This is a genomic window from Haloarcula regularis (assembly GCF_029338315.1).
In the GTDB taxonomy this organism is placed as follows: Archaea; Halobacteriota; Halobacteria; order Halobacteriales; family Haloarculaceae; genus Haloarcula; species Haloarcula regularis.
Genome location: NZ_CP119794.1, coordinates 2,483,710 through 2,504,129 on the forward strand (window position 1 = coordinate 2,483,710; position 20,420 = coordinate 2,504,129).

Sequence of the window (20,420 nt, forward strand, 5' to 3'; positions counted from 1 at the left end):
CCGTGGCAGACCGCGTTCCGAGCGACCACGACGCCGTCGAGACACATCGCGTCCCCATCGCGCGCGTCGGCAGGACCGACAGCCCCCAGGTCGTCCTGCCCGACGCGGTCGCCCTCGAGGACGGCTCGGTCGTCCGGGTCGCTCTCGACGGCACCCAGTACCACGCGGCGGTCGAGCGCGACATCGACGGCGATCGGGTCCTCTCCCACGTCGCGGACAACGCTCGCCTCGCCCGCGAGCGGGAGGGTGAGAACCGCCTGGCTGAGTGGGTCCGGGACGCCGACGTCTCGCTCGGGGGCAGCGCCCACTTCGACGTGGTGACCCCCGGCCACGAATACGGCCTCCGCACGCCCGGGACCCGGGTCGTCTACACGACGACCGAGCGACCGAACCGGTCGCTGTCGGACATCGCCGAGTCGCTTGACGGGTAGCCGACCGATTTTCACGGATATACTCGATTCTCTCTCCTGATACTGGCACGAAACGCTCATTATCGGGGCCGGCGAACCGTCCACCAACCTGGCCATGTCCGAATCAGTCATCGCGGATTTCGTGGCCAAATTCAACTCGGAGGTCGCCGGCCGGTCGGACCCGATCAAGGGCCGGGTCGTGCTCTCCCAGAAGCGACTGGTCCTCATCGCCAACCAGGACGACAAGCTGACGATTCCGCTGTCGTCTATCTTCGACGTGGCCATCGGCCAGGTGCCCGACGGCCTGGGCGATTTCTTCAACTCGACGGTGACCGTCGCCTTCGAGAAAGGGGGCCGACGCCTGGTTGCTGCCGTCGAGGCCGACAACGAGAAGATCGAGAAGTTCGGCACGGTGTTGTTCAAGGCCATCGTCAACGGGACCGAGACGACGGTCAACCGGCACGCCAGGGTCGGCGGCCGCGTCACCGACGAGTCGTTCGTGACGGCCCGCCTCTTCCTGACCCCCAACGCCGTCGAGTTCCGCCGCTCGGACTCGACGTTCTCGATTCAGCTGGGGACCGTCTCGAACTTCGACCGGACCGAACGCGACGTCGCCGGCACGACGCGACCGGTCCTCGAGGTCCGGCACATGCAGGACGGCCAGGCGGTGACGACGCTGGCGGCGCTGCCCTCGCCACGGAAGATGTCCATCCTGGGGCGGTACCTCCGCCGGACCTATTCCGAACTGATGGAGGAACTCGACGACGTCGACCTCACGAAAGACAAAAAGGAGCTGCTGGTCGCGCTGTACTCCACGGGCGACATGGAGGGGATGCCCCTGGCGAGCATCCTCGGCGTCGACGCCTCGCAGGTGTCGATGCTCATGCAGGATCTGGAGGCCGACAACCTCGTCCAGGCGGCCGAGGACGGCCCCTCGCTGACACCCAAGGGGAAGATCGTCGCCAGTCGCCACTTAGAGGACGTCAACGTCTGAGCCACAGCTGTACAACCGGTGAATATCAGCAAGGTATATCCGGCCGAGCGACGACGCTCCCGGTATGACTTTCGTCGACGACCTGGCGGCCGTGGCCGAACCGATATGGGCGGCCACGCTCGAGCACCCGATGGTCACACAGCTTGGCGAGGGCACCCTCGACCAGGCCCCGTTTCGCTACTGGGTCCGCCAGGACTACGTCTACCTGACCGAGTACAGTCGCGTCTTCGCGCTGGGGGCGGCCAACGCGCCCGATCTGGCCCGGATGGGCCGGTTCGCCGAACTCCTCGACGCGACGCTCAACACCGAGATGGACCTCCATCGGGAGTACGCCGCGGACTTCGGCATCTCGGCGGCCGACCTCGAGGCGACCGACCCCTCGCCGACCACGCGGGCCTACACGGACTTCCTCGTCCGCGTCGCGGCCACCGGCACGTTCGGTGACCTCGTCGCCGCCCTCTTGCCGTGCATGTGGGGGTTCCACGAGACGGCCGTCCGCCTCCGCGCCGACGGCCTGCCCGACGAGGAACGGTACGCCGAGTGGATTCGCACCTACTCAGACGAGGACTTTTCGGCCCTCGCCGAGTGGTGCAAGGACCTCATGGCCGAGGTCGCCGCCGAGTCGACGGCCGCCGACCGCGAGCGCTACCGGGACCTCTTTCGAACCTCCGCCCGCTACGAGTATCGGTTCTGGGACGCCGCCTGGCGGCAAGAGGAGTGGGGCGTCTGAGCGGCCCTCGTCACTGGTCGGCGATGGCCTCGCCGGCGATGGACCGCCCCGCGCTTCGAGTTGCACCTCGCGGCGCGTCCGGACGGGTTCGAGGATGTCCGACTCGATGAGCCGATCGTAGACGGCCTCGACGTCGTCGATGTCCATGTCCACGAAGTCGGGAATCTTGAACGGCGAGATGCCCGAGTACAGCGCCATCAGCACCTGGGTCTCCTCGGGGGAGAGGTCCACGTCGTCGGTGTTGTTGCGCTGTTCGCCCTGTCGGACGAGTCCCTCGAGCAAGGAGACGTGTCGGGGGTTCCCGGTGAGGTGCGTCTCGACGCTCGTGCCCTCGACGGTGTGTTCAACCTCGAGCACCGGGCGTTCGCTACCGCGTATCTCCTTGGTCTTTTCCTCGACGGTGCCGACGTCGTCCAGTTCCAGCTGGACGAACGTACCGCTCTGGATGGCCAGATCCACGCAGTCCTCGTCCATCTTGAGGCGTGCTTTCTCCCAGTTCGTCTCCTGCACGACGCCACCCTTGACCGCGGGGTGGTCGACGAGGACGACCACCTGGTCCAGCAGCGAGCTGTAGAGGTGTTCCTCGAAGGCCGTGTCGTCCTGTGCCGAGAGGAGGAACACGTCCCGGCCGGCCTGGAGTTTGATGTAGCCGTCGACCTGTGCGAGGGGCTGGTTCATCTGACTGGCCGAGACGCTGGTCAGCGACGACAGGGCGATGGTCCGCTTGCCCTCGTTGGTCGCGAGCACGAGTCGTTTGTTCGAAAGCAGGATGCGACCCGGCGTCCACTCGATGTCGTTTCGCTTCCGGCCGTCGCTGATGACCTGGACGAACTTGCCCCGGGTGTCGACCAGCTTCCGTTCTCCCTCGCCCATCGTGTTACCCCGTTGTACCTTCGGCTACGACCCTATGGGACTTAACGAGTCTGGCCTCGGGCACCTCGCGGGGCCGCGACGGCACCGCCGTCATCCCCGGCCCCCGAGCTTCGAGAGCGCCGAGAAGGCCTTCTTGCGGACCATCTCGTGGTCCGTCTCGTCGACGAGCCGGTCGAGTTCCTTGCGCGAGCGTTCGCCGCCCACCTTCCCGAGGGTGAATATCGCCTGCCCGCGGACCGCCGGGTCGACGGCGCCGTCGGTGACGATGTCGAGCAGCCGACGCTCGACCATGTTGTCCTCGCTGCCCAGCTCGGCCAGACTGGTGGCGGCGAACTGCCGGAGCATCTGGTCGTCCTCGCGCAGGGCCTCGACCAGCGCGTCGATGACCCGGCCGCGTTCGGCGTCGGTGGTGACCCGGCCCAGGAGCCAGGCCGTGTTTCGCTGCTGTGCCGCCTGGGTGCTCTCCTCTAGGATCTCCACGAGCGGGACGACGACGCTCCGGTCGTCCGTGCTCGACAGCTTCTCGACGACCGTCTCGCGGATGGTGTGGCTCTGCTCCGTCGGGACGTTCGCGAGCAGCTCGATGAGCGAGTAGACGCCGGCCCGCCGGACCGCCGGCGAGTCGTCCGACAGCGACTCGACGAGGTAGTCGACGGGTTTGTCGTTGCCGAAGTTGCCGAACGCGCCGACGGCGATGCGTCGGACCCGCTCGTTGTCGTCCTCGTACATCGGCAAGAGCGCCTGGAGCGCCTGCCGGTTCCCGATGTTGCCCAGCGCCTCGGCGGCCTCGCGGCGCACGGCGGCCTTCGGGTCGGTCAGCAGCGACTCCAGCGGGTTCGTCGCCCGTGAATCGCCGATCTTCCCGGCCGACCGAGCCGCGCGGGCGCGCACCCGCGGGTCGGGATCCTGGAACCGCTCGGCCAGCTTCGGCACGGCGTCGGCCTGCCCCAGGTTGCCGAGGCCGTTGGCGGCGGCCATGCGCAACTCCGGCACCTCCGAGCCCAGCGCCTTCGTGAACGCCTTGGCTTTCACCCAGTCGGCGGCGTCGTCGCCGACGTCGATGCCGGCCATGCTACCGATGAGCTGCTCGATGGCGTCCCCGTCCAGTTCCTCCAGCGAGTCGATGGCCGCGGCCGTGACCGCGTCGCTGTCGCCCTGAGCGGCCCGGACCAGTGCGTTGACGACGTCGCGCCGGTCGTCGTGGTCCGGGAAGTTCCCGAGCAGCGCCGCGGCCCGCTTTCTGACGCGCTCGTTCTCGCTCTCCCGCAGGACCCTGATGAGCTCCTGGACCTCCCCGTTCCGTTCGAGTTCGTAGAGGCTCATCGGCTCACTCCCGCCGGTAGATGCGGTGCTGTTTGTGGACCGGTTCGAAGTCGTCCCGGCAGGCCGCGGGGAGGGTCTCGGTCATCCCGATCATCAGGTAGCCGCCCTCGCGCAGCGAGTTCCGGATCGTCTCGAAGATGGGCACCTTGTACTCGGCGTCGATGTAGATGAGCAGGTTCCGACAGAACACCAGGTCGAAGTCCCGCTTGGCGTCGCCCCTGATGAGGTCGTGTTGCTCGAAGGTGACCATGTCGGTCACCCGCTTGCGCACGCGGAAGGTGGTTCCGTTCTGCTCGATGTACTCGGAGTAATCGTCGAGCGGTGCCAGCTCCTCCGCGATGTCGGTCGTCTGGGACGTCTGGTAGGTCGCCTCGCGTGCCTCCTCGAGGATGTCGGCGTTGATGTCCGTCCCCACGATGTCGATGCGGCGGGCGTCGACCTCGGGGTCGTCGAGGGCGAGCATCGCCGCCGAGTACGGCTCACGGCCGTCCGCGCTCGGGGCCGACCAGAGCCGCACCGAGCGGTTGTTCTCGGTCAGATCCCGCAGGACCGGGCGCAGCGACTCCCAGGCCTCGGGGTTCCGGAAGAACCCGGTGACGTTGATAGACAGCGAGTCCAGCAGGTTCTCTCGTTCCTCCTGATCGCGCTCGAGCAGCCGCTTGTACCGGCGGTACGAGTCGGTGTCCGTCCGCCGCATCCGGGCGTTGATGCGCCGGTCTAGGTACGAGTCGTTGTAGAACCCGGACTCGAACTCCATCTCGGACCCGATGAACTCGAGCAGCTGCTGGAACTGGCGCTCGCTCCCCTTGCTCATAGCGTCACCACGTCGAGAATGTGGACGATGTTCCCGTCGCCCAGCACGGCAGTTCCCGAGAGGCCCGCGGTCCCCGAGAGGATGCCCTCCAGGGGCTTGACCACCACCTCCTCCTGTGAGTTGACCGCGTCACAGTGCAGGGCGACCTGGCGCTCCGACTCGCGGATGCGCACGAGCATGCCGTCGCCGTTCGCGTGTGCCCCGTCGACGTCGAAGGTGTCGGCCAGGTGGATGACCGGGTAGATGTCGTCGTTGTGCTTGATTACCTCCTTGCCGTTGACCTGCTTGACGGTGCCGGTCCCGGTTATCTCGTCGACGTTCTTGATGGGGATGCCGTACTCCTCGTCGCCCACCTCGACGAACAGCACCTTCACGATGGCCATCGTCACCGGGAGGCGAAGCGCCACGGTGGTCCCCTCGCCGGGCGTCGAGTCGACGTCGACCGACCCGTCCAGCTGGGTGACGGTGTCGTGGACGACGTCCATCCCGACCCCGCGGCCGCTGGTGTCGGTCACCTCGTCGGCCGTCGAGAAGCCCGGATGGAAGATGAGGTCGTATATCGAGGAGTCGTCCATCGCCTCCAGCTCCTCGGGCGAGCGGACGCCTTTCTCGATGGCCTTGTTCTTGATGCCATCGACGTCGAGGCCGGCCCCGTCGTCTTCGACCTCGATGATGACGTGATCGCGCTCGCGGGAGGCCCGCAGCGTGATGTGGCCCGTCGGGTCCTTTCCGGCGGCCTCGCGCTCCCCGGGGCTCTCGATGCCGTGGTCTACCGAGTTGCGCAGGATGTGCATCAGCGGGTCCGATATCTCGGTGAGGATGGTCCGGTCGAGCTCGATGTCCTCGCCCTCGATCTCGAAGTCGACGTCTTTCTCCAGTTCGCGGGCGAGGTCGCGGACCAGGCGCGGGAACTTCCCGACGACCTTCTTCAGCGGGATGAGCCGCATGTCCATCACCGTGTTCTGGAGGTTCGCGGTGATCTTGTCCAGCTCGTTCAGCGTCTCGCCCGCCGAGTCCACGTCGTCCTGCTCGACGGCCCGGCGGAGCTTGATGCGACTGGTGACCAGCTGCTCGACGAGGCCGTGCAGGTCGTCGAGCTGGTCGACGTCGACGCGGACCGACTTGATCTCGTCGACGCTGTGCTCGTCGTCCGTCGCGCTGCTGGATGCACTGGCGCCCGCCCCTCCGGTGCTGGAATCGTCGCCGTCAGTCTCGCCGCCCGAGTCGTCGGTGTCGGTCGCGTCGTCTCCGCCCGTCCCGGCGAGCGCGTCGGTCACGTCCGTCGCCTCGAAGGCGTCGATCTTCCCGATAGAACCGAGTTCGGCGTCGACGGTCGCGGCGTCGACGGCGTCGAGGTAGAGGACGAACGTCTCGTCGAACTCGCCGTCCTCGATGTCCGCCCGGTCCGGTTCGAACGCGAGGACGTCGAAGGCTTCCTCGACGGCCTCCATCGCCAGCATCGCGTCGACGCCGGGCATGTCCGACTCGCCGATGTCGACGGTCACGTGGACGACCTGTCCGTCGGCGTCGTCGGCGTCAACGTCCGCTTCGACCGACACGGCGTCGGCGCGCTCGTCGTCGGCCGCCGTCTCGGTCCCGCCGTCGTCCCCTGTCGACCCCGCCGCGCTGGCCCCCTCCTCGAGGACCGCACGCAGCTGCTCGACCATCTCGTCGGTGTCCGTCTGTGACTCGCCCTCGGCCTCGATCTCGTTGACGATGACCTCGATCTGGTCGACGCCGGCAAAGACCAAGTCCATCACATCCGCGGTCACCTCCATCTCGCCCTGACGCATCGCGTCGAGGAGGTCCTCGACGGCGTGGGCCAGGTTCGCGGCGTCGTCGAAGCCCATTGCACCGAAGTTCCCCTTCAGCGTGTGTGCCGTCCGAAAGATGGAGTCCATCGCCTCCCGGTCCGACGGGTCGGACTCCAAATCGAGCAGCGAGTTGTTCAGTTCCGTTATCGCCTCTTCGCTCTCGCGGATGAACGCGTCGAGATACTGATCGTCCATTATCTGGTCACCTCAGTTATCGTATCGAGAATGCCGCCTGCGATCTCCTCTATCGGGAGCACGTCGTCCACACAGCCCGTCTCGACGGCGCGTTTCGGCATCCCGTAGACGGCCGACGTCGCCTCGTCCTGTGCGATGGTATGGCCGCCGGCCTCCTTGACTGCGCGGATGCCGTCGGCCCCGTCGCCGCCCATCCCGGTGAGGATGACCCCGACGAGCGGGTCGTCGATGGTGGCCGCCGCCGTCTCCATGGTCACGTCGACGGCCGGCCGGACGCTGTTGACCGGCGGGTCCTGGTTCAGCTTCACCCGGAGCCGGCCGTTCCGGTAGTTCTTGACCGCCATGTGGTAGTCCCCGGCGGCGACCATCGCCTCGCCGCCGGCGAGCCGGGCCCCGTCCCGGGCCTCCCGGACGTCGTAGTCGCTGCGGGCGTCGATGCGCTCGGCGAACCGGCCGGTGAACCCCTCCGGCATGTGCTGAACGATGAGGACCCGGAGATCGGCGTCCCGCGGCAGCGCCGCCATGACCGTCTCGACCATCTTCGGGCCGCCGGTCGAGGAACCGACCAGCAGCGTCGGGTTCTCGACGAACGCCTGCTCGCCGGTCCGGCGGTCGCTCCGGCCCGCCCCGCTGCTCGTGGTGGTCCTCGATCCCGTGCCGGTCGACGCGGTGGCGGTCGCCCCGCCAGTCCGGCCTGCGGACGCCTGTTCGGCGACGTCCACCTCGGCGACGGAGGTGACGATGTCGACCAGCTGGTCTTTCAGCCGGGACATCTCCATCGACACCTCACCGCCGGGCTTGGTGAAGAAGTCGACGGCGCCCTTATCGAGCGCCTCGAATGTGACGTCGGCGTTCTCGTCGGTGTGTGCCGACAGCATCAACACCGGCACCGGGTGGTCGGCCATGATCCGTTCGGTGGCTTCGATGCCGTCCATCTCGGGCATCTCGACGTCCATCGTCACGACGTCGGGATCGTGCTCGCCGACCGCATCGACGGCTTCGACCCCGTTGCGGGCCTGTGCCACGACGTTGATTCCCCCATCGTCGAGGATGTCGGAGATGACGCTCCGCATGAAGTGTGAGTCGTCGGCGACGACGGCGCGCGCGGTCTCCCCGACCATCGTCACGGCCGCTCTCCTACTCTAGACACGCTCGACACACGGGCCCCTCGCATACCTACTCTGAAGTCGAGTCCGGCCCCGAAATAAAGACTCCGCCCGCGTAATCAAAGTCGATAATCCAGCAGGCAGTTTTATACGGGGCTGTTTCCCTACGTTCTGGTACGTATCCCGGAGCACCTATGTCAGCACAGTCAGGCACGACCGGCCAGGTCCTCGAATTCAAACTCGGGACCGAGACCTACAGCGTGAGCATCGACTACGTGACCGAGATCGTCGACGTCGGGGAGTTGACGAAGGTCCCCAACGCGCCGTCGTACGTCGAGGGCGTGATGGACCTGCGCGGCCGGACGACGTCTATCGTCGACCCGAAGGCGGTCTTCGGCCTCGACGACGACGGCGAGGGCCGTCGAATCATCGTCTTCGATCCGGACATCGTCCAGGAGCAAAGCGCCGTCGGCTGGCTGGTCGACGAGGTGTTCCAGGTCGTCCAGGTCGATCCGGAACAGGTCGACCGGTCGCCGGGTGACGACACCGGGTCCATCCGCGGGGTCGTCAAGCGCGACGACGACTTCGTCATCTGGGTGGATCCGGCCGTCGTCCACGCTCGTGACTGAGACGCCACGCGTCGGCCGATTCGTCGCTCGGGCTCCACACCGGGTCGATACGATTTTTGTCACCACTGACGAACACGCACACCACTGCACCATTCGAACGAACCAATGATTCAACTCACACAGACGGGCATCGACGGACTCGACGACATTCTGAACGGCGGTATCGTGACCAACTCGACGACGCTTGTCAGCGGGAACCCAGGGGCCGGGAAGTCGATTCTCTGTCTCCAGTACATCTACAACGGGGTCGACGAGTTCGGCGAGAGCGGCATCTACCTCACGTTCGAGGAGAACGCGTCCGACCTCCGGGAGGCCGCGGAGTCGCTCGGCTTCGACAAGTGGCCGGAGTACGTCGCCGACGGGAAGATAAAGGTGTACGACAAGCAGGTCCTCCTGCGCGAGAACGACTTCTCCTCGTCGATCGATCTCCTCCTCGACGACCTGGAGGACGACCAGTACGACCGGCTCGTCCTCGACTCGCTCGCCATGTTCGAGCTCTTCTTCGACGACGAGATGGAAAAACGCACGTACCTCCTGAAGTTCACCGACATCCTCCGGGAGAACGGGCTGACCTCCCTGATCACCAACGAACAGGGATCGAGGTTTCCGGACACCGACATCGGCCTCGCGAACTACCTGACCGACGGGAACATCTACCTCATCCAGACTCCGACCGACTCCGGCGTGAACCGGTACGTCTGGGTCGCGAAGATGCGCAAGCAGAACATCGAGACGGACATCTTCCCGATGGAGATCGACTGGGGCGGCATCCAGATCCACCCAAGCGCTAGCGCCTTCTCGATGATGGGTGAGGGCGATCCCCCGATATAAGGGGCTATTTCCACATTATCAGGGTCATATCTCCATTATTATATAGTGAAATGGACGTCTCGTGGCCTCTAGGCCGAGAATTGCACTGAATCGGCGACTCTCTCAATGGCGGTGTTTTCAGCCGGCTATCATCGTCGATAGTTTTATTATCGGAAAAATTCATGTTTTGATAACGATGTCCTCAGCGGATATTCTCCAGACTCTGGGGAACAAATACAGCGCCGAGATACTCGACGCGACCGACGAGCCGGTGTCGGCCCAAGAGCTGAGCGACGAGCTCGGTATCCCGATCGCGACCTGCTACCGTCGCATCGACGAACTGACCGAGCACGACCTGCTCGAACTCCACGACAACATCCTCTCGGACGACCGCCGTCGAATCAAAGTCTACCGCCGGAACGTCGACCAGGTCTGTGTCGACTTCGAGGAGGAACTGTCGGTCAACGTCGAGGAACGTTCGGAAGTGACGAACAAGCTCGACGAGGCCTGGCGCACGCTCTCCGACGGCTAGGTCCCTTCTCGACCCGCTCTCCTCTGTCGGTTCTCCCGATATCACCTATGTTGTTTCGGTTATCACGATAGATATTTTCGTGCGTGGATTTAAGACCGGCCTTCCTGTATCCCAGGGTAATGCCGGTAATCGAACTTCTCTACGCCATCACGACGCTGGTGTTCGTCGTCGCTGGCCTCACGATGGTCGGGATGGCGATGCGGGCGTACGTCCAGACATCACGGGAGGCGATGCTCCACCTCTCGCTCGGCTTCTCGCTCGCCGTCGCGGGCGCAGCGGCCACCATGATCAGCGCGTTCATCAACGACTTCGAGGGCGTCAAGTCGCTTCTCCTGGTCAACAGCGGACTCACGACCTTCGGCTACCTGTTCGTGATGTACAGCCTCATCACGTACGAGTGACCGTGCGTACGAGGCGGAGACACGGCCGGCTACCGCGCTCTGAAAATCGTTTTCACGCGTGATTTCGATTCAAGTGACGATTTCACCGCTGAATCGAGTGCGTACATCTCCAATCGAAACGAACCCGGTTTCAGACACTCTCTGGGTGGAATATACCCGTTTCAACGGCTGAAAACCGCGTTATCAGTACGGATATTTCGGGGGGAGGTATTATTACCGACGACTCAAATTGTCCCGATAGGGTCAGACAGACCCGGAATATCCATGTTCACGGAACACACGAACGACGACGACCGCGGGCAGGTCGGGATCGGCACGCTCATCGTGTTCATCGCGATGGTGCTTGTCGCCGCGATCGCCGCGGGCGTCCTGATCAACACGGCCGGCTTCCTGCAGAGCAGCGCCGAGGAGACCGGACAACAGAGCAGTGACCAAGTGACGAACCGACTCGACGTTGTGAATACCGTTGGTGATGTCTCAGGGTCAAATATAAACGAAGTTACGATAACGGTCAAGCGCGCACCAGGCGCCAACAACATCGACCTTTCGTCCACGACCCTTCAGGCAGTCCACTCGTCCGGCTCAAATGATCTAACGTTCGGAGAGGTGACCAGTGATGGATTCGGTTCGAACAGTGACGGTAGTACCGAATTCGACGTCAGCGAAGTTCAGGACGACGGTGGGGACTCAATCACCACCGGGAGCCCGGGCTCTGCAGTGCTGAACGACCCCGCCGACCGGGCCCAGATTCACATCGACACCAGCTCCTCTGGTATCACCAGTGGATCCTTCGCAGAAGGTAACACGATGACGATCAGAATCAACACCCAGTCCGGTGGCACGACCGAAGTTCGACTCGTGGTTCCGGAGACCCTGTCTGGAAACTCCGCCGTCACGCTGTAACTCGGCGCACTCTTTCGATTTCTCTCGCACCCCGACCAGCGACGGAATTATACCCCTGGTTCACACACATATGAGCATGGCACAGGGGTCAGACGAGGGTAACCCGGAAGACGGCAAGATTCTCTCCCCTGAAGAGCTCGACATCGCCGACGACGAACACGTCACCCAGTTAGACGAGAGTCGGTACGTCGTCTCCTCGGACGTCAGGACCGAGGACTCGCCTGGCACGCAAGCGACGCCGTCGCCGGATCCTGAACCCGACCCCGAACCGCAACCGGAGCCCGAGACGCCGGAATTTACTGACGCGAACGTCCACGAGTGGCTCGCCGACCAGATGGACGAATCGAATGCCCGCTACGGCTTCGACGTGACGGCGAAGTTCGACGGCGGCGTCGACCAGCAAAAGCTCGTCTCGAACGACATCGTCACGGTCTTCGAGAGCCTGCTGCTCTGGTACGCCCGGCAACTCGACGGGTCGACGCCCGTCGAGGAGGTGCTGGGGATTCTCCTCTCGCAGTCGAACGTCCCCGTTCGCTATCCGTCCTCGACCATCCGGGACCTCGTCGAGTCGACGAACCTCGGCCCGGACGACACCGTCGCGGACCTCATGGCGGCCGTCGACGACGAGGACGGCCTCGAACTCTGAGCGGCGGGAGGTTTAAATCCGGGCGTCGACGTTGGTGGGGTAATGGCCGGAGGGCACCCGCATCTGTTGCTCGCTGTGGTCATCGCAGTGTCACTCGTCGCCACCGGTCCGCTTGTCGGCGTCGACGCGACGGGGCCGCCGGCCACCGACTTCGGCGACGGGACGGCGTCGGTTTCCGACGTGACCGTCGAAACCGGCGAACTCGCCGTCACGGCCGGCCGGTTCGGGACCGACGTCGACTACCTCCGTGTCCCCGCGGCCGTCGTCGACGTCGAGTCGGTCTCGGGCCGCCCCCGACTCGTCTACGTCGTCGCGGTGCCGGCGCTCGACCTGTCGCTCACCGAGCAAGCGGTGCTCACGTCGACGTCGACGACGCGACTGGACCCGGACGACCGCGGCTTCGAGCGCGGGAGTCTCGCTAACGAATCCTACGACGCGACACTCACCGTCCGGGTCCAGAGTTTCACCGAGTCGACGACCGTCTACCGGGAGAACGTCACCGTCGAGGTGGAAACCTGATGTCGGCGCCCAAGTCGCGTTCCGCTGCCGTCCTCGACAGGGAGACGATCCGTGTCCGAGCCCGCGCCGGCGGCCGCTGGCTGTTTGGCGACCGGTACGGCCTGGTCCTCTGGCTGGCGCTCCTCTTTACGCTCGGCGCGACGTGGCGTATCGGGGTGTTCATCACCGACACCTACGCGACGGCCAACACGCTCGTGGCTCTCTCGCAGGGGAGCCTCGCCGTGACCGAGATCCGCTACTCGCTGACGCTCGGGTCACAGCCGGGCCTCCACAGGGTCGACGGGTTGCTCTACGGGCGCAACTACGGGCAACTCGCGGTCGCTGTGCCGTTCGTGTGGTTGCTCGAGGGGGGCTCGGTGGTCGTGGACGCCCGGTTACTCCTCGCAGGGCTGTGGTCCGGGCTCGGCCTGCTGTTGGTCGACCAGACGAGTCGGTTGCCCGCGTTCGACCGTGACCGCACGCTGACCGTCGGCAGTCTCGCCGTCGCCGTCCTCTTCGTCGGGACCCTCCTCACGGCGACCGACCTCCCGCGGGACCAGCTGGTGCTTGCTGCCTATCAGCTCTCGACGCTGGTCGCCGCGGCGACGGCCGGACTGGTCTGTTACCGCCTGTTCACGCTGTTGCACGGCCGCCGGGTCGGTCTGGCTGGCGGCGTGGCGCTCGGCCTGGCGACGCCAGTGGGGTTCTGGGCGACGCTCCCGAAGCGACACACGTTCGTCGCGATGCTGGCGCTCGCGACGGTCTACGCGTTCTCGGTGAGTCGCCACCGGGCCGACGGACGGGCGGCCCTCAGGGCACGTGCCGGGGCCTACGCGCTCGCCGGCTTCGTGACGTGGACCCACGCGTTCGAGGCATTCTTTCTCGTGGCGACGCTGGGTGTCGTCGACGTGCTGACCGCGCGGTCGAACAGCCCGCGCCAGTTGCTCGTCGTGGGGCTCGCGCTGCTCGCCGCCTCGACGCCGATGCTGGCGACGAACTACGCGATCTCGGGGAACCCGGCCGAACCGCCCCGGCTGTTGCCGAACGTCGGCGGCGGAGAGGTCGAGTTCGTCCCCGACAACTCCTCGGGGGCCGATGGCGGGAGCGATGCCGCCGGTGAAGACAGCGGTGGGCCCGCGAACGACGGTGAGACGGAAGGAGGACCACCCTTACTGGCGCCGGTCCTCGGTGCCACAGCCGCGGCCCTCTCGAAGTTCGATACGATCTCGCGGTTTACCGTGGGTGCCGTCGTCGAGGGCACCCGGGTGCTCGACGACCCCGACCGGCTGACCGCGATCTTCGTCCGGAGCGGGAACATCCAGAGCCTGAACTACCGCGTCAACGACTTCGAGACAATCGAGCTCGCGCTCCTCGAGGCGATGCCGCTGCTCGGCGCACTCGTCGCGTTCCCTGTCCTCCTTCTCGGTCGGGCACGCCGACTGGTGGCCGACGCACGAGCGGCCACGGGAGTGCATCCCGGTAGCGTCTCCCACCGACGCCTCTCGCCGGCCCGACAGACCGACCTGCTCGTCGGGGCGCTGGCCGTCGTCATGACCGTCATCTACCTCTCCCGGCTCCCGCTCCACAGCATGCTCACGGTGCGGTACCTCCACCCGGTCGTCCCGCTGGCGGTCTACGGCGTCGTCCGGCTCCCGGCGGTCCGCGACGCGGCGACCCGTACCCCACGCTGGCTGGCGGGGTCGTACCTCTGTTCGGTCGCGCTCGGCCTGTTGGTCGTCCTCGGCGGGATTCTCACCCTCGATCTGGCGGTTGGCGAGGCGGTCCAGTACCACGCGCTGGCCAACCTCGTGACCGCGACACTCGCGGGTAGCGCCGTCGTCGGTCGGACAGTGGTTCCGGACCGCGTCTCGGCCCGGGTGACGGCCGTCGGCCTGGGACTGCCCGCCGGATTTACGACCGCATACGTCCTGCTCGCGGCGCTGGTGTACTTCCGCTACGGGACGTACGCATTCGACCTCGTCCGGGTGCTCGCTGGCTCGCTCCCGTCGCTCTGAGGCGTCGCTCGGTGCGACGATTCCGTTGCCGTCTGCGGTATCACGCACGATAATTTACGGGTCAGTTTTATCTATCTAATCCGGGTACTTCGGACCGATAGGTCATGCCCGACGTACTGATAGCCGACGACTCAGAGTTTATGCGTAACCTGCTCCGAGAGATTCTCGAGGAGGACCACACTATCGTGGGGGAAGTGGAAAACGGCGTGGAAGCCGTCGAGGTGTACAAAGAAGAGACGCCGGACCTGGTGATGATGGACATCGTGATGCCCATCCGGGACGGCATCGAAGCGACCGACGAGATCAAGTCGGCGAACCCCGACGCCAACGTCATCATGTGTACCAGCGTCGGCCAGGAGGAGAAGATGAAAGAGGCCGTCAAGGCGGGGGCAGACGGGTACATCACCAAACCGTTCCAGAAACCGAGTGTCATCGAGGCTATCGAAGACGTCGTCCCCTCATAGATGAACGTCGACATCCAGTCGCTGGGTACCTTCAACCAGCTGGCTCACGAGGGTGCACAGCAGGCGACGCAGTCGATGGCCCAGATGACGGGTATCGATGCCTCCGTCGACGTGACCAAGATAACGCTCGTCGACCGCGAGGACGTCGGCGAGGCGCTGGTCGGCCAGGACTTCGTCGGCGTCCAGTTCGACTTCGAGGGAGTGCTCGAGGGCGACACGGTGCTGGCCTTCGACACCGACTCCGCGGACACGATGGTCGATGCGCTGATTCCGGGCGGGAGCGACGACGAGGCGATGGCCCGAAGCGGGGTCGAGGAGGTCGGCAACATCATGATGAGCGGCTTCATCGACGGGTGGGCCGACTACCTGGAGGCCGCCATCGAACACTCGCCGCCGACCTACATCGAGAAGAGCGGCAGGGAGGTACTCCCCGAGACCCGGCACCCGGACGACCACGAGCAGGTGTTCGTGTTCAAGTCCGAGATCGAGTGGGTCGGCGAGTCGGTCAACTTCTACATCTACATGCTCCCGGAGTACGAGGCCTTCGCGGAGGTGATGACCGAACACGCCGACACCGAGGGCGACGCCATCCCCATCGACAAGCTGCACACGTTCAACGAGATGACGACGAGCGGGACCCAGAAGGCCGCCGACAACGTCGAGATGATGACGGGCATCCCCACCGAGGCCGAGGTGAGCCAGATCAGCTTCGCGCCCATCACCGACGTGCCAAAGCAGATCGGCACCGACACCTACGTCGGGACCGTCGTCGAGTTCACCGGCGTGCCGAGTGGCTACCTGCTGGTGCTGTTCGACGAGGTGTCGGCCATCAACGTCGCCGAGGCGATGATGCCCATCGAGATGGACGGCGACGAACTGACCGACCAGCACGAGTCGGCAATCGAGGAGCTCGGGAACATCATGACCAGCGGCTTCGTCGACGGGTGGGCGAACGTCCTGCAGACGTCGGTCGACCACTCCCCGCCGCGACTGGTCCACGACATGGGCCGGTCAATCATGGACCCGCTGGCGGCACAGGTCGGCCAGCACCAGGAACACGCCTTCATCATCGACTCGCGGATGAAGACCGACGACATCGAGTTCGAGGCCGAGATCCACGCGCTGCCAAACGAGCAGGAGCTGCGGCGGGCGCTGGAGGACTTAGACGTCGAGCGGGCCGACGAGACCGACGCGGACGTCGAGCAAATATTCGAATAATGAAGGTCTACGACGGGACACAGTCGACCGACGACGACCAGGGGACCGAACCCGAACGCATCAAGGTCGGCATCGCCGAGTACAAGACGACCACCGACGACGCCGTCCTGACGACCAGCGGCCTGGGGTCGTGTATCGGCGTCGGCATCTACGACGACGTGTCGGGAGCCGCGGGGCTCGTCCACGTGATGCTGCCGACGGCGGAAGACATCGACGACGGCAACCGGGCGAAGTTCGCCGACACCGGCGTCGAGGCGCTGGTCGAGGCCCTCGAGGACGCCGGCGCCAGCAGGGCGTCGATGCGCGCGAAGATGGCGGGCGGGAGCGACATGCTCGATTTCTCCGAGAGCGGCTCCTCTATCGGCGCTCGCAACGCCAAACAGGTCAGGGCGACCCTCGAGGAGTTCGACATCCCGCTCGTCGGCGAGGACGTCGGGGGCGACCACGGTCGATCGCTCAAACTCGACGCGGGGACTGGCGACCTGGTGGTCAAAAGCGCCAACACCGAATCGACCACGCTGTGACGGCAGGCCGTCGCACGCCGAGTGGCCCCGTGCCGGTGGCGCGTCAGACGGACGGCAGTCGGAAGTCTGCCGGACACGCGGGCGTCTGACGCAAATTACTGTGCTAATTATCTGGAATTATTCCCGGGCAGGAGAATCCACTCCTCAGAAATAAAATTAAGGTATATTTGGCCGAAAACTACCGTTTGTTATCAACTGTGATACGCTAGAGGGAACATTCAAGGGTGTTTGTGGACATCGTTACAGACGATGAGTAGTCTCGCTCTCGTGCCGACGCTCGCGACCCTCCCCGCGGAGGTGGTTGCACTCGCACCCGCGCTCTTCGTGTTGCTCTCGGGTGGACTCGTCGGGATGAGCATCAAGAACATGTTCGATTCGATCATGTCCGGCGACGAGAGCGACGAGGACGCGGACGACGACAGCGGTGGGATGGCAGACGGTGGCGGCCTGATGGCCGAAGAGGGCGGTGGCGACGACCTCGGCGGCCTCGGTGGCCTCGATGACGACGACGGGATGGGCGGGTTCGGCGACGACGAGTTCGGCGACATGGAGGACGCCACCGGCCCGGACACCGACGAACTGGAACACCGCTTGGACGAACTGGAAAACGAGGTCGGCTCGCTCTCCTCGACGGTCAACACGGTGCGGACGGAAAACGAGAGTATCTCCGAGTCCGTCGAGGAGGTCGAGGAGAACGTCAGGAAACTGCTCGACATCTACGAGATGGTCACCCGCGGCGTCAACCCCTTCGCCGACGACGTCGACGCCGGCATGGGCGGCGGCATGGGTGGCGGTGATGGCGGCTCTTTCGGCCTGTTCGAGGACGACGGCGAGGACGACGGCGACGACTTAGACGAGGACGTGGCCAACGCCGACGCCGAGGGCTTTTTCGACGAGGACCTCTCGGAGGACGCCGGCGGTTCGATGTCGATGGACGACGGGAACGTCGACGACGTGTTCCCGGACGACGACGGCGGTGGCGGATTCGAGGACGACGGCGGGTCGTTCGACGAGGACTTCGAGGGCGACTTCGACGACGGACTGGAGGACGACGACATGAGCATGGACGATGGCATGAGCATGGACGACGACGGTGGCGACAGCGACGGCGGCAAGTCCTTCGCCGAACTGAAAGACGAGTACGAGTCGGGCGAGGCCGACTGGGCAGATGACGGCGGTGACGACCTCGACGAGACGGCCGACGACGACCTGCTCGAGGAGGGTGACGATGACGGCGATTTGCTCGAGGAGGGCGACGAGGCGGCGTTCGAGGAGGACACCGGCGGTCTCGAGGACGACGACCTCTTCGACGAGGTCATCGAGGACGACGAATCCGACGACGAGGCCGACACGGCGTCGACCACCGACTCCGACCCCGACCCCGACCCGGCGGCCTCGGCCGATTCCGAATCGACGTCGACCACTGCGGCCCAGGACCCGACGCCCGAGCCGGAACCGGAGCCGGAACCGGAACCGGACCCGACGCCGGCGGCCACCGAGACGGAGACCACGACCGACGCGTCGGCCGACGCCGGCGAGGGCAAGCCCTATCTGGCGTCGATGCCGGAGGGCTTTGCCGCCGACCTGATAATCGTCGAGTGGCTGGAGTACCTGGTGGGGCAGACGGGCTACCGCGAGACGGCCCGGGCGCTCGAGTACTACGAGACGATCGGATGGATCGACGAGTCCGTCGCCGACCAGCTCAGAGACTACCTCCGCGGGTTCGACGACGTCGACGACACCGGCGGCGGACTCACCATCGACCACCACACCGAGAGCCTCCGTTACATCTCGCAACTCGACGAGGACAGCGGCCCTGAGGCCGTCGCGCTCTCGAAACTGGTGGGCGGAGGTGGTTCCGATGGGCTTCAGCGTTAGCGGCTCGGCGGCTATCATCTTCGTCGCCGCGTTCATCGGGTTCGGGATGTTCTACTCGGCCTCGGCAAACAGCCTCGAACAGATTTCGGACGCCCGCGACGATCAGCGCGACTCGCTCCTGGAACAACAAAACACCGCGATAACAGTGATCGACGTGACCTACGATTCGACTGGCGACTCCCTGACGATCACTGTCGAGAACACGGGCTCGACCGAACTCGCGGTCAGCGACGTCGACGTCCTCGTGGACAACGAGTACCAGTCGGGCTACGGGACGGCCGTCGACGGCGATACCACGACGGACCTGTGGCTCGCCCAGCAGACCCTCGAAATCACCGTGACCGGACTGACCTCGAAGCCGGCCCGCGTGAAACTCGTCACCGGCCCCGGCATCGAAGCGACGGAGGAGGTGCCCTGAGATGGCGAGCGTCTCCGCCTCCCATCTCATCATCTTCATCGCCTCGATGATGATCGCCGCCAGCGTCGCGGGTGTTCACCGACAGCGTCGGCCAGCTGAGCAACGCGCTGTCCGAACAGGGACTCGACGTCAGCAGCGACGTCCGAACCGACGTCGAGATCATCTCCGACGCCGGGAGCGATGCGATATACGACACCGGCACGGAGAATATCACCCTCCACCTCAAGAACACCGGTTCCGAGCGGTTGGCGCCGGTCCCCGGCCAGATGGACATCTTCGTCAACGGAGCCTTTGTGACCGCCTACGAGGTGACGTTGGAGCCCAGCGGGGGTAACACGTGGAACCCCGGTGACGTGGTACGCGTCGAGATCTCCGTGCCCGGACTCTCGACCGGCGACCACCGCGTCAAGATCATCGTCAACGGCGACGAGGAGGTGTTCGAGTTCAACCGATGAGCCTCGCGAGCACCGACCTGTTCTCGCTGGGACTGGACGACCACGACAGGCTGAACAAGGAGCTGGGCGGGGGTATCCCCCCGGGCAGCATCATCCTCGTCGAGGGCGACTACGGGGCCGGGAAGTCGGCGATGAGCCAGCGGTTCACCTACGGCCTCTGCGAGGAGGGCCACGAGGTGACCTACCTCTCGACGGAGCTGACCGTCGGGAGTTTCTTAGACCAGATGCACTCGCTGTCCTACGACATGGTCAACCACATCTTAGACGAGCAGGTCCTCTTCTTACACGCCGACATCGGTGACTCCAACACCTTCTCGGGGGGCGACCAGGAGGAAGAGCGCAAGGAGTTGCTACGGCGGCTGATGGAGGCGGAGGTGATGTGGAACAGCGACGTGGTCGTCATCGACACGTTCGACGCCATCCTGCGGAACGACCCCAAGTTCGAGGCACTGGTCCGCCAGAACGACGAGCGCCAGGCCGCCCTGGAGATCATCTCCTTTTTCAGGGACGTCATCTCCCAGGGCAAGTGCATCATGCTGACGGTCGACCCCTCGACGCTGGACGAGGAGGCTATCGGCCCGTTCCGGGCTATCGCTGACGTCTTCATCGAACTGGAGATGATCGAGGTGGGCAACGACGTCCGCCGCCAGATCAACGTCCTGCGGTTCGCCGGGATGGGCGAACAGGTCGGCGACACCATCGGCTTCTCGGTGCGGTCGGGGACTGGGATCGTCATCGAATCGCGGAGCGTTGCTTAGAGGTGACCTAAG

At 65.2% G+C, this 20,420-nt stretch carries 21 protein-coding genes and 2 pseudogenes; 18 read left to right on the top strand and 5 right to left on the bottom strand.

Translation table 11 applies throughout. The features are described 5' to 3' along the window. The first annotated feature begins 2 nt into the window (after positions 1-2). The 3 genes from P1N55_RS13390 (at position 3) to tenA (ending at position 2,134) form a co-directional block, all read left to right on the top strand. Positions 3-431 (top strand): DUF7112 family protein, encoded by a 429-nt coding sequence (locus P1N55_RS13390; protein ID WP_276276042.1) that lies wholly within the window; start codon positions 3-5, stop codon positions 429-431. A gap of 94 nt (positions 432-525) precedes the next feature. After that, positions 526-1,404: a CheF family chemotaxis protein gene (locus tag P1N55_RS13395; protein ID WP_276276043.1), complete on the top strand. Its 879-nt coding sequence runs from the start codon at positions 526-528 to the stop codon at positions 1,402-1,404. Between the two features lie 64 nt (positions 1,405-1,468). After that, a complete protein-coding gene (gene tenA / locus P1N55_RS13400) occupies positions 1,469-2,134 on the top strand; it encodes a thiaminase II (protein ID WP_276276044.1) in 666 nt (221 codons plus the stop codon). A gap of 10 nt (positions 2,135-2,144) precedes the next feature. On the opposite strand, the pseudogene P1N55_RS13405 reads toward tenA, so the two are convergent. The 5 genes and pseudogenes from P1N55_RS13405 to cheB form a co-directional block, all read right to left on the bottom strand. Beyond that, positions 2,145-3,007: pseudogene (locus P1N55_RS13405) on the bottom strand (CheF family chemotaxis protein). 90 nt (positions 3,008-3,097) lie between these two features. Beyond that, complete coding sequence (locus tag P1N55_RS13410) at positions 3,098-4,330, bottom strand: HEAT repeat domain-containing protein (protein ID WP_276276045.1); 1,233 nt, start codon at positions 4,328-4,330, stop codon at positions 3,098-3,100. 4 nt (positions 4,331-4,334) lie between these two features. After that, positions 4,335-5,144, bottom strand: coding sequence for a CheR family methyltransferase (locus P1N55_RS13415; RefSeq protein ID WP_276276046.1), 810 nt, complete (start codon positions 5,142-5,144; stop codon positions 4,335-4,337). Then, the gene (cheA, locus tag P1N55_RS13420; RefSeq protein ID WP_276276047.1) at positions 5,141-7,153 is read right to left on the bottom strand and encodes a chemotaxis protein CheA; all 2,013 of its coding nucleotides are present in this window, start codon (positions 7,151-7,153) and stop codon (positions 5,141-5,143) included. The genes P1N55_RS13415 and cheA overlap by 4 nt, the downstream gene beginning before the upstream one ends. After that, positions 7,153-8,274, bottom strand: coding sequence for a chemotaxis-specific protein-glutamate methyltransferase CheB (gene cheB, locus P1N55_RS13425; protein ID WP_276276048.1), 1,122 nt, complete (start codon positions 8,272-8,274; stop codon positions 7,153-7,155). The genes cheA and cheB overlap by 1 nt, the downstream gene beginning before the upstream one ends. Before the next feature lie 179 nt (positions 8,275-8,453). On the opposite strand from cheB, the gene P1N55_RS13430 reads away from it, so the two are divergent. The 15 genes and pseudogenes from P1N55_RS13430 to P1N55_RS13500 all read left to right on the top strand — a co-directional run bounded on the left by P1N55_RS13430 (position 8,454) and on the right by P1N55_RS13500 (position 20,408). After that, on the top strand, positions 8,454-8,888 hold the full coding sequence (locus P1N55_RS13430; RefSeq protein WP_276276049.1) for a chemotaxis protein CheW: 435 nt from the start codon (positions 8,454-8,456) through the stop codon (positions 8,886-8,888). A gap of 105 nt (positions 8,889-8,993) precedes the next feature. Further along, positions 8,994-9,719: an RAD55 family ATPase gene (locus P1N55_RS13435; protein WP_346429977.1), complete on the top strand. Its 726-nt coding sequence runs from the start codon at positions 8,994-8,996 to the stop codon at positions 9,717-9,719. 175 nt (positions 9,720-9,894) lie between these two features. Continuing rightward, positions 9,895-10,230, top strand: coding sequence for an ArsR/SmtB family transcription factor (locus P1N55_RS13440; protein WP_276276050.1), 336 nt, complete (start codon positions 9,895-9,897; stop codon positions 10,228-10,230). A 119-nt stretch (positions 10,231-10,349) separates the two neighbouring features. Next, positions 10,350-10,631, top strand: coding sequence for a DUF7521 family protein (locus P1N55_RS13445; protein ID WP_276276051.1), 282 nt, complete (start codon positions 10,350-10,352; stop codon positions 10,629-10,631). Positions 10,632-10,895: 264 nt separating this feature from the next. Next, on the top strand, positions 10,896-11,534 hold the full coding sequence (locus P1N55_RS13450) for an archaellin/type IV pilin N-terminal domain-containing protein (protein ID WP_276276052.1): 639 nt from the start codon (positions 10,896-10,898) through the stop codon (positions 11,532-11,534). A 76-nt stretch (positions 11,535-11,610) separates the two neighbouring features. Next, complete coding sequence (locus P1N55_RS13455) at positions 11,611-12,180, top strand: DUF7500 family protein (protein ID WP_276276053.1); 570 nt, start codon at positions 11,611-11,613, stop codon at positions 12,178-12,180. A 42-nt stretch (positions 12,181-12,222) separates the two neighbouring features. After that, complete coding sequence (locus P1N55_RS13460) at positions 12,223-12,699, top strand: hypothetical protein (protein WP_276276054.1); 477 nt, start codon at positions 12,223-12,225, stop codon at positions 12,697-12,699. Beyond that, positions 12,699-14,693, top strand: coding sequence for a hypothetical protein (locus P1N55_RS13465; RefSeq protein ID WP_276276055.1), 1,995 nt, complete (start codon positions 12,699-12,701; stop codon positions 14,691-14,693). Before P1N55_RS13460 ends, P1N55_RS13465 begins: the two co-directional genes overlap by 1 nt. 104 nt (positions 14,694-14,797) lie before the next feature. Beyond that, the gene (gene cheY / locus P1N55_RS13470; RefSeq protein WP_276276056.1) at positions 14,798-15,157 is read left to right on the top strand and encodes a chemotaxis protein CheY; all 360 of its coding nucleotides are present in this window, start codon (positions 14,798-14,800) and stop codon (positions 15,155-15,157) included. Then, complete coding sequence (locus P1N55_RS13475) at positions 15,158-16,375, top strand: chemotaxis protein CheC (protein WP_276276057.1); 1,218 nt, start codon at positions 15,158-15,160, stop codon at positions 16,373-16,375. It begins immediately after the preceding gene. Continuing rightward, the gene (locus P1N55_RS13480; protein WP_276276058.1) at positions 16,375-16,899 is read left to right on the top strand and encodes a chemotaxis protein CheD; all 525 of its coding nucleotides are present in this window, start codon (positions 16,375-16,377) and stop codon (positions 16,897-16,899) included. Before P1N55_RS13475 ends, P1N55_RS13480 begins: the two co-directional genes overlap by 1 nt. Before the next feature lie 249 nt (positions 16,900-17,148). Next, a complete protein-coding gene (locus P1N55_RS13485; RefSeq protein WP_276276059.1) occupies positions 17,149-18,777 on the top strand; it encodes a FlaD/FlaE family flagellar protein in 1,629 nt (542 codons plus the stop codon). Further along, on the top strand, positions 18,761-19,195 hold the full coding sequence (locus P1N55_RS13490; protein ID WP_276276060.1) for a flagellin: 435 nt from the start codon (positions 18,761-18,763) through the stop codon (positions 19,193-19,195). Before P1N55_RS13485 ends, P1N55_RS13490 begins: the two co-directional genes overlap by 17 nt. Position 19,196: 1 nt before the next feature. Continuing rightward, positions 19,197-19,650, top strand: a pseudogene (locus tag P1N55_RS13495) (flagellar protein G). Next, positions 19,647-20,408, top strand: coding sequence for an ATPase domain-containing protein (locus P1N55_RS13500; RefSeq protein ID WP_276276061.1), 762 nt, complete (start codon positions 19,647-19,649; stop codon positions 20,406-20,408). The pseudogene P1N55_RS13495 and the gene P1N55_RS13500 overlap by 4 nt, the downstream one beginning before the upstream one ends. The last annotated feature ends 12 nt before the right edge of the window (positions 20,409-20,420 follow it).

Coding starts and splice junctions, on each gene's coding strand:
- P1N55_RS13395 (WP_276276043.1), top strand. CDS start 526: ATGTCCGAATCAGTCATCGCGGATTTCGTGGCCAAATTCAACTCGGAG.
- tenA (WP_276276044.1), top strand. CDS start 1,469: ATGACTTTCGTCGACGACCTGGCGGCCGTGGCCGAACCGATATGGGCG.
- P1N55_RS13410 (WP_276276045.1), bottom strand. CDS start 4,330: ATGAGCCTCTACGAACTCGAACGGAACGGGGAGGTCCAGGAGCTCATC.
- P1N55_RS13415 (WP_276276046.1), bottom strand. CDS start 5,144: ATGAGCAAGGGGAGCGAGCGCCAGTTCCAGCAGCTGCTCGAGTTCATC.
- cheA (WP_276276047.1), bottom strand. CDS start 7,153: ATGGACGATCAGTATCTCGACGCGTTCATCCGCGAGAGCGAAGAGGCG.
- cheB (WP_276276048.1), bottom strand. CDS start 8,274: ATGGTCGGGGAGACCGCGCGCGCCGTCGTCGCCGACGACTCACACTTC.
- P1N55_RS13430 (WP_276276049.1), top strand. CDS start 8,454: ATGTCAGCACAGTCAGGCACGACCGGCCAGGTCCTCGAATTCAAACTC.
- P1N55_RS13435 (WP_346429977.1), top strand. CDS start 8,994: ATGATTCAACTCACACAGACGGGCATCGACGGACTCGACGACATTCTG.
- P1N55_RS13440 (WP_276276050.1), top strand. CDS start 9,895: ATGTCCTCAGCGGATATTCTCCAGACTCTGGGGAACAAATACAGCGCC.
- P1N55_RS13445 (WP_276276051.1), top strand. CDS start 10,350: ATGCCGGTAATCGAACTTCTCTACGCCATCACGACGCTGGTGTTCGTC.
- P1N55_RS13450 (WP_276276052.1), top strand. CDS start 10,896: ATGTTCACGGAACACACGAACGACGACGACCGCGGGCAGGTCGGGATC.
- P1N55_RS13455 (WP_276276053.1), top strand. CDS start 11,611: ATGGCACAGGGGTCAGACGAGGGTAACCCGGAAGACGGCAAGATTCTC.
- P1N55_RS13460 (WP_276276054.1), top strand. CDS start 12,223: ATGGCCGGAGGGCACCCGCATCTGTTGCTCGCTGTGGTCATCGCAGTG.
- P1N55_RS13465 (WP_276276055.1), top strand. CDS start 12,699: ATGTCGGCGCCCAAGTCGCGTTCCGCTGCCGTCCTCGACAGGGAGACG.
- cheY (WP_276276056.1), top strand. CDS start 14,798: ATGCCCGACGTACTGATAGCCGACGACTCAGAGTTTATGCGTAACCTG.
- P1N55_RS13475 (WP_276276057.1), top strand. CDS start 15,158: ATGAACGTCGACATCCAGTCGCTGGGTACCTTCAACCAGCTGGCTCAC.
- P1N55_RS13480 (WP_276276058.1), top strand. CDS start 16,375: ATGAAGGTCTACGACGGGACACAGTCGACCGACGACGACCAGGGGACC.
- P1N55_RS13485 (WP_276276059.1), top strand. CDS start 17,149: ATGAGTAGTCTCGCTCTCGTGCCGACGCTCGCGACCCTCCCCGCGGAG.
- P1N55_RS13490 (WP_276276060.1), top strand. CDS start 18,761: ATGGGCTTCAGCGTTAGCGGCTCGGCGGCTATCATCTTCGTCGCCGCG.
- P1N55_RS13500 (WP_276276061.1), top strand. CDS start 19,647: ATGAGCCTCGCGAGCACCGACCTGTTCTCGCTGGGACTGGACGACCAC.